This is a genomic window from Adlercreutzia sp. ZJ473 (assembly GCF_013185065.1).
GTDB lineage: Bacteria > Actinomycetota > Coriobacteriia > Coriobacteriales > Eggerthellaceae > CAAEEV01.
In genome coordinates this window covers 1-15,849 of sequence record NZ_JAAVTO010000013.1, presented here as the reverse complement: position 1 = coordinate 15,849, position 15,849 = coordinate 1, and the positions used below count along the sequence as shown (strand labels likewise).

At 68.8% G+C, this 15,849-nt stretch carries 12 protein-coding genes; 1 reads left to right on the top strand and 11 read right to left on the bottom strand.

Annotated elements, in window-relative coordinates:
• Positions 1 to 102: 102 nt before the first annotated feature.
• The 9 genes from HRL41_RS04010 to HRL41_RS03970 all read right to left on the bottom strand — a co-directional run bounded on the left by HRL41_RS04010 (position 103) and on the right by HRL41_RS03970 (position 11,997).
• Positions 103 to 588, bottom strand: a complete 486-nt coding sequence (locus HRL41_RS04010; RefSeq protein ID WP_172135658.1) for a GNAT family N-acetyltransferase — start codon at positions 586 to 588, stop codon at positions 103 to 105.
• A gap of 24 nt (positions 589 to 612) precedes the next feature.
• Positions 613 to 1,638: a DUF169 domain-containing protein gene (locus HRL41_RS04005; RefSeq protein WP_172135657.1), complete on the bottom strand. Its 1,026-nt coding sequence runs from the start codon at positions 1,636 to 1,638 to the stop codon at positions 613 to 615.
• Positions 1,639 to 1,828: 190 nt separating this feature from the next.
• A complete protein-coding gene (locus tag HRL41_RS04000) occupies positions 1,829 to 3,151 on the bottom strand; it encodes a radical SAM protein (RefSeq protein ID WP_172135656.1) in 1,323 nt (440 codons plus the stop codon).
• Positions 3,152 to 3,250: 99 nt separating this feature from the next.
• Positions 3,251 to 4,114 carry a DUF2064 domain-containing protein gene (locus tag HRL41_RS03995; protein WP_172135655.1) on the bottom strand — a complete coding sequence of 288 codons (864 nt, stop codon included), beginning with the start codon at positions 4,112 to 4,114 and terminating at the stop codon, positions 3,251 to 3,253.
• Between the two features lie 12 nt (positions 4,115 to 4,126).
• Positions 4,127 to 6,430, bottom strand: coding sequence for a molybdopterin-dependent oxidoreductase (locus tag HRL41_RS03990; RefSeq protein WP_172135654.1), 2,304 nt, complete (start codon positions 6,428 to 6,430; stop codon positions 4,127 to 4,129).
• 4 nt (positions 6,431 to 6,434) lie between these two features.
• Positions 6,435 to 7,364, bottom strand: a complete 930-nt coding sequence (locus HRL41_RS03985) for a heterodisulfide reductase-related iron-sulfur binding cluster (RefSeq protein ID WP_172135653.1) — start codon at positions 7,362 to 7,364, stop codon at positions 6,435 to 6,437.
• A 170-nt stretch (positions 7,365 to 7,534) separates the two neighbouring features.
• The gene (gene nrfD, locus HRL41_RS03980) at positions 7,535 to 8,512 is read right to left on the bottom strand and encodes an NrfD/PsrC family molybdoenzyme membrane anchor subunit (RefSeq protein WP_165171807.1); all 978 of its coding nucleotides are present in this window, start codon (positions 8,510 to 8,512) and stop codon (positions 7,535 to 7,537) included.
• A complete protein-coding gene (locus HRL41_RS03975; protein WP_165054430.1) occupies positions 8,512 to 9,090 on the bottom strand; it encodes a 4Fe-4S dicluster domain-containing protein in 579 nt (192 codons plus the stop codon). The genes nrfD and HRL41_RS03975 overlap by 1 nt, the downstream gene beginning before the upstream one ends.
• Before the next feature lie 12 nt (positions 9,091 to 9,102).
• On the bottom strand, positions 9,103 to 11,997 hold the full coding sequence (locus tag HRL41_RS03970; RefSeq protein ID WP_172135652.1) for a molybdopterin-dependent oxidoreductase: 2,895 nt from the start codon (positions 11,995 to 11,997) through the stop codon (positions 9,103 to 9,105).
• A gap of 421 nt (positions 11,998 to 12,418) precedes the next feature.
• Between HRL41_RS03970 and HRL41_RS03965 the strand changes: the two genes are divergently transcribed.
• Positions 12,419 to 13,255 (top strand): MBL fold metallo-hydrolase, encoded by an 837-nt coding sequence (locus HRL41_RS03965; protein ID WP_172135651.1) that lies wholly within the window; start codon positions 12,419 to 12,421, stop codon positions 13,253 to 13,255.
• Positions 13,256 to 13,364: 109 nt separating this feature from the next.
• Here HRL41_RS03965 and HRL41_RS03960 read toward each other — a convergent pair whose 3' ends face one another.
• Positions 13,365 to 14,516 carry a toxic anion resistance protein gene (locus HRL41_RS03960; RefSeq protein ID WP_172135650.1) on the bottom strand — a complete coding sequence of 384 codons (1,152 nt, stop codon included), beginning with the start codon at positions 14,514 to 14,516 and terminating at the stop codon, positions 13,365 to 13,367.
• 106 nt (positions 14,517 to 14,622) lie between these two features.
• Positions 14,623 to 15,849 (bottom strand): 5-bromo-4-chloroindolyl phosphate hydrolysis family protein (locus tag HRL41_RS03955; RefSeq protein WP_172135649.1); only part of this gene is annotated, 1,227 nt, incomplete at its 5' end.

Genomic DNA, 15,849 nt, shown 5'->3' with positions numbered 1-15,849 from the left:
TCCTAGCCCCTCCGCCGCGCATGCGCCGTCCGCTTGCAGCCAGATCCTTCGACTCCATGTTATATAGGATGACATGAAGAACGGAGTCAATGAATATTTCGGTTAGCGTTTCTTCTTGGGGCGGGGCTTCTTGGAGGCTTTGGGGCGGGCGGGGATGGCCGTGCGGCGCATGGGCTGGGGGTTGCACTCGTCGCGCAAAGGGCAGCCGTCGCAGTCCTCGGTGACGCTCACGTCCACCTCGTCCCACGCGCAGCACACGAAGCCCAGCGCGTCGTAGAACGGCTTCGACGCGCCGCGCGCCACAAGCCGCAGCTCGCCGAACGTGCGCTGCGCGTCGTCCACGAGCGCGCGCCCCACGGCGTGCCCGCGCCAGCTCTCGTGCACCACCACGGGGTTCACGTGCGCGAACCCGTTGGCGCCCTGCGCGATGCGGATGAAGCCCACCGGCTCGTCGGCGTCGTTCGCCGCCACCGTCACGTTCTCGAGCGAGGGCAGGTAGTCCATGCCCTCGGCGTAGGCGTACGAGTCGAGGTAGGCGCGGTCCCGCTTCTCAGCGGGGCGCAACGTGAAGAGCTGCCCTGATGCCATGTTCCTTCTCACCGGCCCTTCGCGCTACATGATGGGCGGGACGTAGATCTTCATGCGGGAGTGCGGGATGGACTTCTTCGCCAGCTCGGTCAGGCCCTTGACCACCGTGGGAAGCGCCGAGGTGGGCACGCCCATGAACATCATGTCCTCGCCGAGGTCGGTGGCCGCGCGGCAGCCGTAGCAGCCGAACGTGATGTTGGGCTGCTGCTCGAGCATGGGGTAGAGCACCGCCTCCACGCACATGGAGTTGTAGCCGCTCGCGTGGAAGTCGAAGCGGTGGCCCGTGTAGTAGCTCATGGACATGCACAGCCACATCATCTGCTCGGGCGTGCCCGTGAACACCACCACCTCGGGCTCGCGCACCGTCTTGTCGAGCGGCGCCACGTAGGTGGCGCGGCGGCTCTTCGGCTCGAGCGTGGGGCGCTCGGCCACCATGCGCGCCGCGGCCTCGGCGTTCACCAGCTTGTGGAACAGCACGTAGATCTCGCCCGTGGCCAGCTTCTCGGGCACGCCGGTCATGCCGAAGATGGACGTGCCGTCGGGGCAGGCGTGGCGGTACGGCGGCATGAGGATGGACGCGCCGCGGCGCGCGGCCATCATGGCCTGGCAGAAGCGCAGGTTCTCAGGCGGCAGCGGGGCCGAAGGCAAAAGCTCGTCCTTGTCGATGAGGCTCACCGCCACCGGCTGCCAGCGAAGCCCCAGCTTCTCCATGATGACGCGCTGCCATTCCGCGTACTGCGCGCGGAGCTCCTCGGAGACGGGCTCGGCGCGCGGCTCGTCGGCGAGCGGGTCGAAGGTGGCGTCGCCCTGCGCCTCCACCAGGAGCGCGCGCTGCGGGCAGTTCCCCGCGCACGTGGTGCAGCCCACGCAGTTGTCGATGTGCGCCGCGTAGGGGTAGCCCTCCTCGTCAAGCTCGAGCACGTCGCACGGGCAGAACGCCACGCACAGGCCGCACTGCACGCAGCGGGTCGGGTCGTTGGTCACCGCATAGGCGGTCTCGCTCGCGATGTCTTGCGCGTCCCACAGCGCCTTCTGCTCGTTCTTGTCCATAACGCCTCTCGTCTCGTCGCTTCACCGTCGAAGTCTTGCCGTCTTGCAGCCGAAGTCCTGCCGCCTTGTCGCCGAAGCCTCCTCGCCCCGGCGGCGCCTTGGGGTCCGGGTGCCGCGCTCGTCCGCGCCCCCCGGGCGCGCCCGCGCGTGCGCCCACGCCTGCGCTCACGCCCGCGCTCGCGGCGGCCCGCTAGTGCCGGTCCCCCACCCCGCGCAGCTCCTCCTTGCACCAGGGCGGGTACACGCGCTTGCCGGCGGCGTTCGTCAGGTGGTAGGAGCAGAACGGGATGGCGCGGCCGTCGGGCACCGTCACCATCATCGAGCACTCGCGCAGACGCTGGGTGTCCATCGACACCGCGTCCATGTAGTTCATGATGATGATCGACAGGCCCGTCTTCACCTCGACGCCCTTCTTGTACAGGATGTCCAGGAACACCGAGCCCTGCGGGGAGTCGGGGCTGTAGCCCTCCGCGTACTCCTCCATGGTCATGCGGCGCGTGGCCGGGTAGAAGCCGCTCTCATGCTCCGCGTCGTCGCTCTTCACCAGAAAGACGCCGGTGTCGCACAGCGGGCTCGAGCAGCCCAGGGGCCAGATGTCGCGCACCTCGAGCAGCCCGTCGGACTGCTCGGCCAGCGAGAAGATCACGTCGCCCGCGCTCATGGGCATGGCGCGCTCGGCGTCGAAGCGGCCCGAGGTGAACGCCGGCTGCAGGGCCAGGCCCGCGACCACGTCGGAGTTCTCCAGCGCGAAGCGCAGAAGGTCGCCGAGCTGGCCGTCGTTCACGCCCGCGACCACCGCCACGGAGAGCACCACCTGGATGCCCACCTCGCGGCAGCGCTCGATGGCGCGCAGCTTCACGTCGAGGATGTCGCGCCCGCACGTGGCCTCGTACACGTCGCCGGTCAGGCCGTCGAACGACAGGTACACGCCCGTGAGGCCCGCGCCCACGAGGTCTTCCAGATACCCTTCGCGGTTGGCGATGACCAGGCCGTTCGTGTTGACCTCGATGCCCCAGAAGCCCTTTTGCCGCCCCTCGTAGATGATGTCGACCAGATCCTTGCGGCACGTGGGCTCGCCGCCCGTGATCTGCACGGCGCCGTCGGTCCCCACCGCGCGCGCGATGACGTCGTACATCGCCGCGATCTCCTCGAGCGTGGGGTCGTCCTCCCCGCCCTCGGCGCTCGCGAAGCACACGGGGCAGCGCAGGTTGCAGTTGCGCGTGACCTCGATCTCGAGCAGCGTGCCGCGGCGCTCGTGGCGCGCGCACGTGCCGCAGCCGAACGGGCACGGCCCCTTGACGGGCTCGGCGTTCGCCGGCTTGGTCTTGGGGAACGCCTCGGAGCGCAGCCACTCGTAGTGCGCGGCGTCAGGCCACATGCGCGTGTCGAGCCGCCCGTGCTCGGGGCAGGTGCGGCTCATCCACACCACGCCCGCCTCGTCGGCGTACACCTCGGCCGGCAGCTCCTTCAGGCACGTCGGGCACAGGGCCCCTGTTCTATGCAGTAGTTTCAACTTGCTGTTCCTTGTCCTCTCAACAAAGCACCCGCCGCAGGCTGGCGCACGAAGCCGCGGCGTCGAGCCGTTCCGCTCGTCCCGTCAGGGCAAGCGGAGCTATTCGTCGATGTACTGGCGCGGGTCGTGCTCGTCGTTGGGCGGCGTGGACACGCGGATGCCCATGATGTTCACCCAGTCGAGCACGCGCTGCGGCACGAAGAGCTCGTTCTGGTACTTCGCCGCCTGCTTGATGGCGTTCATGCACGAGATGGCGTGCGCGAGGTCGGTCTTCTCGTCGATGTCGGCCACGGGCGAGAAGTACGCCGTGGGGATGTTCGCCGCCTCGGTCTTCTCCATGTAGGCGTCGAGCGCCGGCTTGCCGTCGAGGTTGTAGTACACGCCCTGGTGGTTGATGGGCGTGTTGTAGCTGAAGCCCACGAGCGACGTGCCGCACTCCTGGCAGGGCGCCTGCACGAAGCCCGGCGTGCCGAGCGACTGGAAGTAGTCGAGCCACTGGAACGCCTGCGTGATGTGCGACTTCGGCATGGTGGGGATGTCGCCGCCCACGGACACGATGTGCTCGTAGCCCAAGTCGAAGATCTGCTTGAACGCGTCGTCGAAGTGGTCGTCGAACGTGGCGCCCGCGTCGGTCAGGTAGTGGATCTCCATGGGCCACGGGCCGATGGCGTCGAACGTCTCCTTCATGAGCTCGACGTTCTTGGCCGGCGTGGTGGACACGAAGAAGTCGTAGGTGATCTTGTCGGCGGTGGGGTCGGCCTCCACGAGCGCGTCGTTGGCGCGCTGCAGCTCGATGAGCGCGTGCATGGACGCCTCGCACACGTCGTACAGGCTGCGCCTGAAGAACTCGGCGGCCTGCTCGTCAGTCAGAAAGCCGCCGTGCTTCACGGTCAGGCGCGTCTTCACCATGCCCGGGATGGGCGGCTTGCTGAACACCAGCAGCGCTTGCTTTTTCTCTGCCACTTGCAATGCTCCTTAATCCTCACGACGCCGAGCCCCGCATGCGGCATCCTCCGGCGTGAAGCCGGGCTGCCAGCTCAAGGGCGCGTCGTCCTTCCTTATCATGCAGTCGATCGCGTTGTAGGACCACGTGCCGATCATGGGCTCGCCCTGGTCGAGCGAGCACGAGGTCAGGCAGTTGATGTTGGACTCCCACATGCCGCCGAACGCGGGCGCGCCCGGCGTCCACTCGGGATGCCACCATCCGTAGTCCGCATTTAGCAGACCATCGCGCATACGTATTGTATCAGCCATGAAGCGCGCCTCGCCCTGATCCGTCGCCACGACCACGCAATCACCCTTCTCGATCCCGAGCTCGCGCGCCGTGGCCTCGCTCATCTCCACCACCGGGTAGGGCGCCTTCTCGCGGAAGGCGCGGTTGTTGAAGTACATGGAGGCGTTGTAGGGCTGCTTGCGCGCGCCGGTGGTGAGCGTCAGGTGCGCCCAGCCCTGCGCCTCGCGCGCGGCGACGAACTCGGGGCTGCACAGGCGGCGCGGCTCGCCCGGCTCGGGCAGGCGCGGCCCGCCGAGCTCCTCGAGCGCGACGCTCGCGAGCTCGATCTTGCCCGTCGTGGTGGCGAAGCCCTGCGGGGCGCCGTCGGCGCCGGGGATGAGGTGCTTCTCGTAGGCGGGCGGCACGGAGCACAGGCCCAGCAGGCAGTACGTGTCCCAGTCCATGCCCGTCGGCGCGAGCGTGCGCGCGATGGCGTCCTCGAACGTCTCGTCAGGCCAGGACTCCTCCTGCCCGAGCGCGCACCCGAGCAGGCGGAAGATCTCGTAGTCGCTCTTGCGCTCGTAGTACGGGTCCGTCGCCTTCGGGCCGCCGTAGGCCATGTTGGCCACGCCGCCGTGCGCCTGGAAGAGCGAGCGCTCGATCGCGCCCGCCGCCGGCAGCACGTAGTCGGCGATGGAGGCCGTGGAGGTCAGGTAGTAGTCGAGCACCACGATGAGGTCGAGCCCCATGAGCGCGTCGAACACGCGGTGCGTGTCGGCGTAGGTGAGCAGGGGGTTCGTGGCCTCCACCACGAGCGCGCGCACCGGGTAGGGCTCGCCGGTCTCCATGGCCGCGAGAACCAGGTCGGGGTGGGCCGAGGTGAGGTAGCGCGCTGGGAGCTTGCGCCCGAGGCGCTCGGTGAGCGCGGCGACGTGCGCGTAGCCCTCGTAGCACTGCAGGGGCGTGTGCGGCGTGTTCAGGCAGCGCGCGGAGAGCTCGCCTGCGTGCTCGAGCGTGAGCTCGAGGTCGACCTCGGGGATGAAGTCGCTCCCCTCGGCGAGCACGCACGCGCCGGGCCGATCCACGTTGCCCGTGATGGCGCGCAGGCAGCAGATGGCGCGGTGCGTCGGCGCCACCGAGCGCCCCACCTGGTCGATGCCGCGTCCCGACACGAGCGCCGAGGGGTAGGCCCCCTCGCCGCGCGGGCCCGCGAACAGGCGCGCCGCGCGCGCGATGTCGGCAGCCGGCACGTCGCAGACGCCCTCCGCGTACTCGGGCGTGAAGCGCGCCACGTGCGCGGCCAGCTCGTCGAAGCCGTAGCACCACGCGTCCACGAACGCGCGGTCCACCAGGTCCTCGGCGATGATGACGTTCAGCAGGGCGAGCGCGAGCACGCAGTCGGTGCCGGGGCGCGGGGCGAGCCACAGGTCGGCCGCACGCGCCGTGCGCGTGAAGCGCGGGTCGATGACCACGAGGGCGGTGTCCTCGGACTTGCCGATGTGGAGGAGGCTGCGCCAGAACAGCGAGTTGTCGGACTCGGCCGGATTCGTGCCCCAGATGAGCACGCAGCCCGTCTCGGGCCGGATGTCGGCCTCCACCGTCCAGCCGAAGGTGAGCACGTCCATCCAGATGCGCGGGTTCCAGCAGATCTGCCCGATCCCCATGTTGTTCGGCGAGCCGAACAGCGTCATGAAGCGGTGCAGCGGCCAGAACGACGTGTGCGGCCCGCCGATCATGGACGCGAGCGTGCCCGGGCCGTGCTCGGCGGCGAGCGCCTTCAGGCGCGCCGCGATGTCGGCGATCGCCTCGTCCCAGCTCACGCGCTCCCACTGGTTCGCGCCGCGCTCCCCCACCCGGCGCAGCGGGTAGTTCACGCGGTCGGCCCCGTCGAGCACGTCGAGGTTCATGCGCCAGCGGCGGCACCCCGCCAGGACCTGCGGGTCGTACGGGTAGCGCGTGGGGTCGGGCTCGAGGTCGACCACGCGCCCGCCCTCGTCGACCGTCGCGACGAAGGCGCAGCAGTAGCCGCAGAAGTGGCAGTTGGTCCTCTTGCGTTCCTGCGTCATGGCGCTACCTCCCCAGGCCCTTGAACGCGCGGCCGCTTCCCTCGTCCTCGGCCACGCCCATGGTGTCGTCGAACAGGAAGCGCAGCTTCATCCACGCGCCCACGGTCGCCCAGTTGACGCGCCACGCGTAGAGCAGCTCGAGGAAGTGCACCACCTGCACGGAGCTCTGCGCCATGTTCAGCTGGAAGGTGCAGCTCATGCACGCCGTGACGATGGCGTCGGCGCCCACCGCGAGCGCCTCCTCGCCGTTTCGGCGCGCGCACTTGTCGGCCGCCTCGAGCTTGCCCGCCGCGCGCGGGAGCGAGCCGCAGCACAGCGAGCGGGAGCGCGCGTGCTCGGGCTCGGCGTAGAGCCCCTCGGGCAGAAGCGCGCGGAGGCCGTCCGCGAACTCGCCGGTGGCGCGGTCGGGGCACGAGTCGTGCGTGCACAGAAGCACGGGCGCGGACGCGTCGCCCTTCACCTGCTCGGCCACGGTGTCGCGGTCGATGCGGTAGCCCAGGTCGGCCAGCACCTGCGGCAGGGCCACGACCTCGATCCCCTCCACGCGCGCGTCGCCCTCAAGCGCCTGGCGCAGCGCGGTCACGCAGTTCGGGCACGCCGCCACGATGCGCGTGATGCCGCTTCCCGCGAGGTGGTCGCGCAGCTGGGCCTCGAAGCCCGCGCGCACCTCGCCGCCGTCGGGCTCATACGACAGGATCTTGCCGCAGCACAGAAGCGAGATGCCGTCGACCGCGCCGCCTGCCTTGAGTGTGTCGTACACCGCCGCCACGAGCGGCATCGCGTAGTTGATGAACGAGCAGCCCGGGAAGAAGAGCGTCTCGCACGCGGGCAGCGCCTCGCCCTCCGCGCGACGCGCCAGGCGCGCCTCGCCCGTCTGGTAGTCGAACGTGACCGCGTTGCCCGTCAACGCGTCCGCAAACGTGTAGTCCTCCATGAAGCCTCCCCTTCGTTGCCTTCCCGGGAAGCGCGCCGCGACGTCAGCCGCCGCCTGCCCGGCGGCCGCCGCGCGCCTCTCGGGAACGCAACAGGTGGGGCCCGGCAGAAAACCTGCCGAACCCCACCAGCTTAGATCAATAAGACCTGCGAGTCTTCCCTAGCTGAAGCTTAGAAGATGTTCTCGCCGTAGGTCCACTTGTGCACGAACTCGGCGTCGGGCTTCGCCACGCGCTCGTAGTAGCGGATCTCGCCCGGGATGGGGGCGCGATCGTCGGTGTTGACCACGAGGAAGCGCAGCAGGCAGCCGCCGATGAGCACGAGGATGGGGGCGACGAGCTGGGACGCGGCACCCGAGCCGCCCACGTACAGGGCGAACGGGATGACCAGGCCCACGAGCACCATGCCGATCCAGAACAGCGGCGCGTAGGAGCCGCACACCCAGCGCTTCGCAGCCTTCTTGGCGGTGACGTTGCCAGCGCCCAGGAAGGAGAGCACCATGGTCATCAGGATGATGAACTCGGTGATGACCAGGATGATGTCGACCACGTGCAGGATCTCGAGCACGACCTCGGACACGATGAGCGTGCCGAGCGTCACCTCAGCCGGCCAGCCGCCGATGGACAGCACGACAGCCGCGCAGCCCGTCGAGATGGCGGACACGGTGAACAGCACCGGCAGGGCCGGGGTCGCCCAGAACGCATGCGCCTTCAGGGTGGAGAGCATGATGCCGGTGTACATCATGATGCACAGGCCGAAGAAGCCCGCCACGCCCAGGAAGAAGCCGGCAGCCGGCTTGAGCAGGTCGGACAGGCCCGCGAAGATCGGCCAGGCGTCGCCCAGGTAGGCCAGGAAGAACAGCAGCGCGAACACCGCGGCGATGACCAGGAAGGTCGCGCCCCACTTGATGATGGAGGTCGCCGTGGTCCACACGCGCCAGAACACGCCGGGCTGGCCCAGGTCGATGACGAGGAACACGCAGCCGATGGCGATGCACACGAGCGAGACGAGCACGGGCATCGCGAAGACCTCGGCGAAGCCCGGCACTACGAAGGTGTTGAAGACGGCGGACAGGAACAGAATGCCGCCAGCCAGACCGCCCAGGAAAAGGTACAGGGCGATAGGCGGTTCCCAGTAATGATGCTTCATTATGCCTTGCCTCCCAACTCAGGAATGTAGTAGATCTGAGGCTCGGTGCCGAACTCCTCGAAGAGGCGCTCGGTCTTCACAGAGCCGATGAGCTTCGAGACCTCGCTCTCGGGGTCGTCCAGATCGCCGAACACGCGCGCCTTCTGATGGCAGGTGAGCACGCAGTACGGCTGGGCGTCCGGGTCGAGCTGGCGCTTGTCGCGGCAGAAGGTGCACTTGCGCACGAAGCGGTGCAGGCGGGACTCGAGGTGGGACGCGTCGCGCATGCCGTAGGGGCAGGCGTTCACGCACACCTTGCAGGACAGGCACTTCTTGGGGTCGACCCACACGGTGCCGTCCGGGTCCTGCTGGCTCGCGCCCGACGGGCAGCAGGGAACGCACTCGGGGTTCTCGCAGTGCATGCACAGAAGCGGCGTCCAGCTCTTGTGGACGTGCGGCCACGTGCCCTGCGCGCCCTCGGTGACGACCGGGTTGTAGATGATGTCGAGCGGCAGCTTATTCCAAGTACGGCAGGCAACCGTGCAGGAATGGCAGCCGATGCAACGGCGCTGGTCGATGACCATTACGTAACGTGTCATGTTCAGCTCCTCCTATTCTGCCATCTCTTGGTATTCCATGGTGTAGCGTTTGCCAGTCGCCATGTCGATCAGGCAGTTCGCCGTGGGATCGTACGCCCAGCCATAGTAGGCGTCGTAGTAGACGTTGGTCGCGGGGTCCACGAGCCAGCCGGAGTTGCTGTCGTAGATCAGCTCGTCGCGGCCGGGAAGCGTGGCGTAGCCCTCTTCCTTCCACACCAGCTGCTCGGGAACTGCGTACGGGGCCTCGGCGCCGGGGTAGAGGCGGTAGGCGCCCATGTACTTGATCTCCTCGCGGTCCATGGTGTAGCGCTTGCCCGTCTCGTCGTCCACGAGGCACTCCTCGCCGGCGTCGTAGCGCCAGCCGGTGTACGCGTCGTAGTACGCCTTGTTGCGCGGGTTGATGAGCCAGCCGGAGGCGTCGAGCTTGTAGTTCGTGCCCTTCTGGTACAGGGTGTTGTTCTGCCACACCCAGTCGTAGCCCTCGGGAACCTCGCCGCCCTCGTACTGGGGCATCTCGAACGGGATCTCCTCGCGAGCCAGCGGGCGGGAGCTCGGCATCTCGTGGATGCCCGGCTCGGCGACGCTGCCCGGGATGGAGAACTGGGCGTCCTCGGGCTTGAACTCATGGTCGAGCTCGGTGCACTTGTACACCTTGCACAGCAGGCCGCGGTTGGCCCACGAGCCGCCCATCGGGTCGCAGTGCTCCTCGTCGACCGAGGTCAGCGTGTTGACGTTGGACTCGAGGCAGCCGAACGGGTTGTCGAGGTCGGCCGAGCCGTCGCGCTCGGGGAACCACCAGCCGCGCGGCGCGAACACCACGCGCGGATCCACCTCGGGCTCCACGTTCGCGCGCATCTTGATGCGGCCGCGGCGCGTCTCGATCCAGCACCAGTCGCCGTACTCGATGTCGAGCTTCTCGGCGAGCTCGGGGTTGATCGAGAAGTACGGGTCGGGATACAGGTAGCGGATGCCCTGCATCTGGAAGTGCTCGGAGTGGTGGTACGGCATGAAGCCGCCGCCGGTGGTGAGCACGATCGGGTACTCGTCGAGCAGCTCGGGCGTGTCGATCGGGTTCTCGATGGTGCCGATGTAGGTGGGCATGCCCGGGAAGCCGAGCTGGCGCATGATGGTGGAGTTCAGCTCAACCTTGCCGGACGGCGTCCAGAAGCCGCCGTTCTTCTCGAACTTGCTCTGGTGCAGCGGCGGGTAGTACATGCGCACGTTGTCCACGAACTCGTTGTAGTTGGAGACCGGCAGGCCGATGCCCTTGAGCACCTCGTAGTAGGCCTCCTCCTCGGTCTCCCACGGCCAGTTCGCCGGGTCCTGGCCGCAGGCCAGGCCGAGCTTGCGCCAGAACACCATGTCGGTGTGGCGATCGAACTTCGGCTGGATGGCGCGGCGGCCGCCCATGAGGGAGTCGGTGGCGCCGTAGTGGGTGACGATGGTCGGACGCTCGAGCGCGCCGGCGGCCGGGAAGACGTAGTCGGCGAACAGCGCCGTCGGGGTCATCCAGTAGTCGACGACCACGAGGAACTCGCAGGCCTTGAGGGCGGCCAGCGTCATCTTCGCGTCGCCGTAGGAGTTCACCGGGTTGGTGGCGTTGCAGATGAGGGCGCGCACCTGGTACGGGTCGCCCGTGAGGATGGCCTTGAACACGCTCGGGCCGTGGGCCTCGCAGAACCACTCGGTGGGCAGCGTCTTGCCCCACGTGCGGCGCGCGGTGTCGGAGATGATCTGGTAGCCGGGCCAGGAGGTCAGCTTGTAGCGGCTGATCTGCTTGGCCTTCTGCTCCTCGGGCAGGCACTCGTTGAGCTCGAGCTCCTCGTCGGTGAGGAAGTTCAGGGCCGGGCCGGGCATGCCGTCGCCGCCGGGGACGTCGAGGTTGCCGGTGACGGCGCGCAAAAGCGCGATCGCATGGGAGCCGGTGGTCGACGCGCGGCCGATCTGGTCCCACGTGCAGCCCCACTGGATGCAGCCGGGCTTGTTGGTGGCGTACATCATGGCAGCCTGGCGGATCTGCTCGGGCTCGAGCCACGTGATGGGCGCAGCCCACTCGGGCGAGTACTGCGCCAGGTGGTCCATGAGGTCATCGAAGCCGTCGCACCACTTGCCGATGAAGTCGTAGTCGGCCATGCCGCCGTACACGATGGTGTGAAGCATGGCGAGCGCCAGCGCGGCGTCGGAGCCGGGGCGCAGCGGCAGCCAGAGGTCGGCCTTCGAGGCCGTCTCGGAGTAGCGCGGGTCGACCATGATGATCTTCAGGCCCGCCTTCTGCAGGTCAGTGTAGCCGTGCATGCCGCCCAGGGTGGAAGCGCCCGGGTTCATGCCCCACAGGATCAGCGACTTCGCGCCGCCCAGGTCGGTCTCGAACGGCGACCAGCCGGCCACGCAGGTCTCAGCCATGAACGTGGGGATCCAGCACAGGAGCGCGTTGTGGAAGCCGTTCGGCGTGCCGAACTGGTTCAGGAAGCGGCGGCGCGCCCAGTCGTCGGTACGCGTGGTGCCGCCGGCGGAGGCCACGGCCTCGGCGCCGCTCTCGGCCTTGATCTGGTTGAGTCGGTCGGCAACCTCCTGGATGGCCTGATCGTAGTCGATCTGCTCCCACTTGCCCTCGCCCTTCTCGCCGACGCGCTTGAGCGCGTGGTTGATGCGAGCCGGGTGGTTCACATGCAGAAGCGCGCTGGTGCCGCGGCAGCACAGGCCGCCCTGGCTCGAGTAATTAGGATCGCCCTCGATCTTAATCACGTCGCCGTCCTTGACGTAGGCAAGAACGCCGCAGTTGGCATGGCAGAAGTAGCAGAGTGACTTGATCATCTCAACGCCGTCGGCGTGGATGTCAACCTCAGTCGACTCGGTGTCAGGACACAGGATGTCCTTGAGGCCCGTCGACGTCTTGGAAATTTCCATCTACCTTCCCCTCTTCTTCTCGTCTCTTACTTGCATCACCAATGAATGAGCGCACCGCGAGCGCGAGCGCGCCCTCATGTCCGCAAATTGCCGCAACAGTGTAGCCGAGAGGAGGGGCCGAGGCATCGAACCCGCAGGATGGAAAAGGCCGGACGGCCTACACCCCGAGGTACGAGCCGCGACGCCCGCCGCTGGGGCTCACGAGCGCGGCGATCAGGCTTATCCCCTGCTCAGACGCTCTCTCCCAACGTCACGGCACGAGACGCACCTAACCAAGTACGGGATTATACCGATTGCGTTCAGTAGTTGCCACCACCCTTTATTCTTTTCCGACAAGTGGAGCTCAGGCGGCTATAATCGAGGCGGGCGAGCGCCATCGGCCCGCCCGCGCACCAACTGCCCCGCCCCGAGGAGGAATCGCATGCCCCAGCACACCTTCACCTTCATGGGCACCGCCGCCGGCTGCGGCGTGCCCTCGTTCTTCTGCGACTGCCCCGCCTGCGAGGAGGCGCGCGCGAACCCCGCGCTGCGTCGCGGCGACTGCGGCGTCATGGTACGCGGGCAGGCCGACGAGGCGGGGCGCGTCCCCACGCTCGTGATCGACACGCCGCCCGACGCGCGTCACCAGCTTCTGCGCGAGGACGTGCGCCGCGTCGACGAGATCCTGTTCACGCACGCGCACTTCGACCACATCGGCGGCCTCGGCGAGTACGAGTACCTCGTGCAGCTCATCCAGAAGCGCACGATGCCCGTCTTCGGCTCCGCGACGGCGCTCTCGGGGATCGCGGGCGAGTTCCACTACATGACCTACTGCATGGACCTGCACGCGATGGAGCCCTTCGACGTCCACGAGTTCGACGGGGTGCGCTACACCGCCTGCCCCGTGACGCACGCGCCGGGGACCTACGGCTACCTCATCGAGACGCCGGGCGACGAGGCCGCGGGCACCCCCGGCACGCGGGTGTTCTACGCGTCCGACACCGCGCGCCTGCCCGAGAAGACGGCCGAGCGCGTGCGCGGCTGCGACGTGCTCGCGATGGACGCCACGTTCTGGAAGCGCAACTGGAGCCCTGACGACCACCACTCCGTCCAGGAGTGCGTCGAGGAGGGGCTTGCGCTCGGCGCGAAGAAGATCTACCTCACGCATATGTGCATGCACTACGACGAGCCCATCACCTACGCCGAGCTGTCGAGGTGGCTCGAGCAGTACGAGGGCCGCGCGGAAGCGGCCCTCGACGGGATGACGTTCGCGATCTGACGGCGGGCGCGGGGCACCTGCGACGCGCGGCGCGGCGCAGGGCTGCGGGGATCGCGGGCACGTAGCCCGTCGCCTCCGCAGCCGCCAGCCGCCGCCCCGTGCCGCGCGGCTACCTCAGCTGCAGCAGCTTGTCGCGCAGCTCGGCCTCCATCTTGCGCATCTCGCCTTCCGCCTCGGCGCGCTTGGCGCGGCCCTCCTCCTGGATGCGCATGACCTCGTCGAACGTCTCGATGAGGCGCTCGTTGGTGACGCGCAGCGTCTCGATGTCCACGATGCCGCGCTCGCTCGCCTGCGCGACCTCCACCGTGGAGGTCTTGAGCTTCTCGGCGTTCTTCCGCAGAAGCTCGTTGGTCATGTCGGTCACCGCCTCGTGCGCGCGCAGGGCCGCCTCGTTGTTGGCGAGGCCGAGCGCGAGCACCATCTGCCCCTTCCACAAAGGGATCGCGTTCACGAGCGTCGTCTGGATCTTCTCGATCATGAGCATCTCGTTGTTCTGCACCAGGCGGATCTGCGGGGCGGTCTGCAGGGCGATGGTGCGCGTGAGGTCGAGGTCGGAGAGCTTCTTCTCGAAGCGGTTGCACGACGCCTCGAGCTTCTGCGCCGCCTCGGCGTCCTCGGTGCGGCCGGTCTGGCGCGCACGCGCCACCAGCTCGGCGAGCTGCCCGGCGCGCACCTCCTCCAGGCGGCGGCGCCCCGCGATCAGGTACATGGTGAGCTCCTTGAAGTACGTCAGGTTCAGCTCGTAGAGCTTGTCGAGGGTGGCGGCGTCCTTCATGAGCGTCATCTGGTGGCCTTCGAGCGCGTGCGTGATCTTGTCGATGTTCGCCTCGGTCTTGTCATAGCGCGCCTTCATGGCGGCGAGCTTGTTCGTCTGGCGCTTGAAGAGGCCGAACAGCCCCTTCTCCTCCTCGACGTCGAAGCCCTTGAGCTCGGTGACCACGCCCGTGATGAGGTCCCCCACCTCGCCGAGGTCCTGCGTGCGCACCTTCTCGAGCGCCATCTCGGAGAAGTCCGCCATCTTCTTCTGCGCGCCGGCGCCGTACTGGAGCACCTGCTGGGAGTTGGCGACGTCGATCTGGCGGGAGAACGCCTCCACCTGCGCGCGCTCCTCGTCGGTGAGCACGTCGTCGAGCGCGGGGGCGGCGGGGGCGGAGGCGCTGACGAGGGTGGCCTCGAGCACCTGCGCGGGCCCTTGGTCGGCGAGCGGCTCGAGCGTGAGCTTCGGGGAGGGGACGCCGTCGAAGGCGAGGTCGTCGGACATGGGTGGTTTCCTTTCTCTCGGGCGGATGGCCCGGGCGCGCGATGCGGCCCGGCGCCTGCGGCAAGCTGGGCGGGCGGCGCAGGGTGAGCCTCGCCGCCCGCCCGCCTCACTTCTTGAAGGGGCCCTCGGTCAGGCCCTCCTGCGCGAGCACGGCGTGCAGCACGCTGACGTCGGAGGACACGTCGAGGGTGAGGTCTTGGAACGTCTCGTCGAGGAGCTTCTCGAAGGCGCCGTGCAGAGCGCCGAGGGCGCGCTCGATCTCCTGGCGCGAGCTGGCGACGTTGCCGAGCTGGGAGGGCTGGTCCTCGAGGTTGTCGTAGGCTTCCAGGAGCTTCACCGTGGTGGGCAGGTAGTAGCTGTTCAGGCGCTCGAGGCCGCCCATCACCGACGGCTCGTCCGCCACGCGCGCCAAGATGCGCTCGATCACCTCGGCGAGGGCGGCGATCTTCGCGCTCACCTCGGCGTCGTCGATGCGCGCGTCGAGCTCGCGCATCTGGCTCAGGAAGCCGCCTCCCTGGCTGATGAACGCCCGCGCCTCGGCCGGCAGCTCTCCCCTCGCGCGCGCGGCCTCGGCCTCGAGGCGCGAGCGCTCACGCGCCGCGCGCTCCTCGGCGAGCTGCTGGGCGCGGGTGCGCTGCACCTGGCGGTAGAGGCGGTAGGCGTCGTCGGTCACCATGAGGCAGGTGCCCTCGTCGTCGAGGTGCCCCTGGGGAAGCAGGCCGCGCTTCAGCATGCGGCGCGCCGTGGCGAGCGCGCGGGCGTCGCTCACGCCGAGCTGCCGGGCGAGCTCGGAGACGTCGCACACCTCGCGCGAGCCGAAGACGCGCTGGAACGACTTCGCGCGGCTCGCGAGGCGCAGGCGCCCCACGCCTGCGGCGAGCAGCCAGCCGGAGAGCGCGGCGAAGGCGGCGGCGAAGGCCGCGACGGCCACGCCGGCGCCTGCCAGCGGCGCCACCAGCGCGATGACGGCCGACGCGAGGAACGAGAAGGCGAGCGTGCCGCCGACGGCGGCCATGACGGCGCCCGACGCCGTGAGCCCCGCGGTGGAGCGGAAGCGCGCCTTCGCGAGGGCGGCCCCCGCGCGCTCCTTCCGAGCGGGCGCGACGTCCGGCGGCGCGGGCCACGCGCTCTTCCGCGCGGCCTCCCGGTACGCCTGCTGGCAGGCGTCAGCCGCCTGTCCCATGGCGCTGCCGGCCTTGCCGAGCCCCGCCACGGCGAGCTTGGCCACCTGGGAGACCGACTCCTCGATGGTGCGGCACATCTGGGCGAATTCCTCGGGCGACATGCCGTCGGCCGGCGCGCCGGCGCGGCCGGGTCCGGCGGCGCCGGGCTT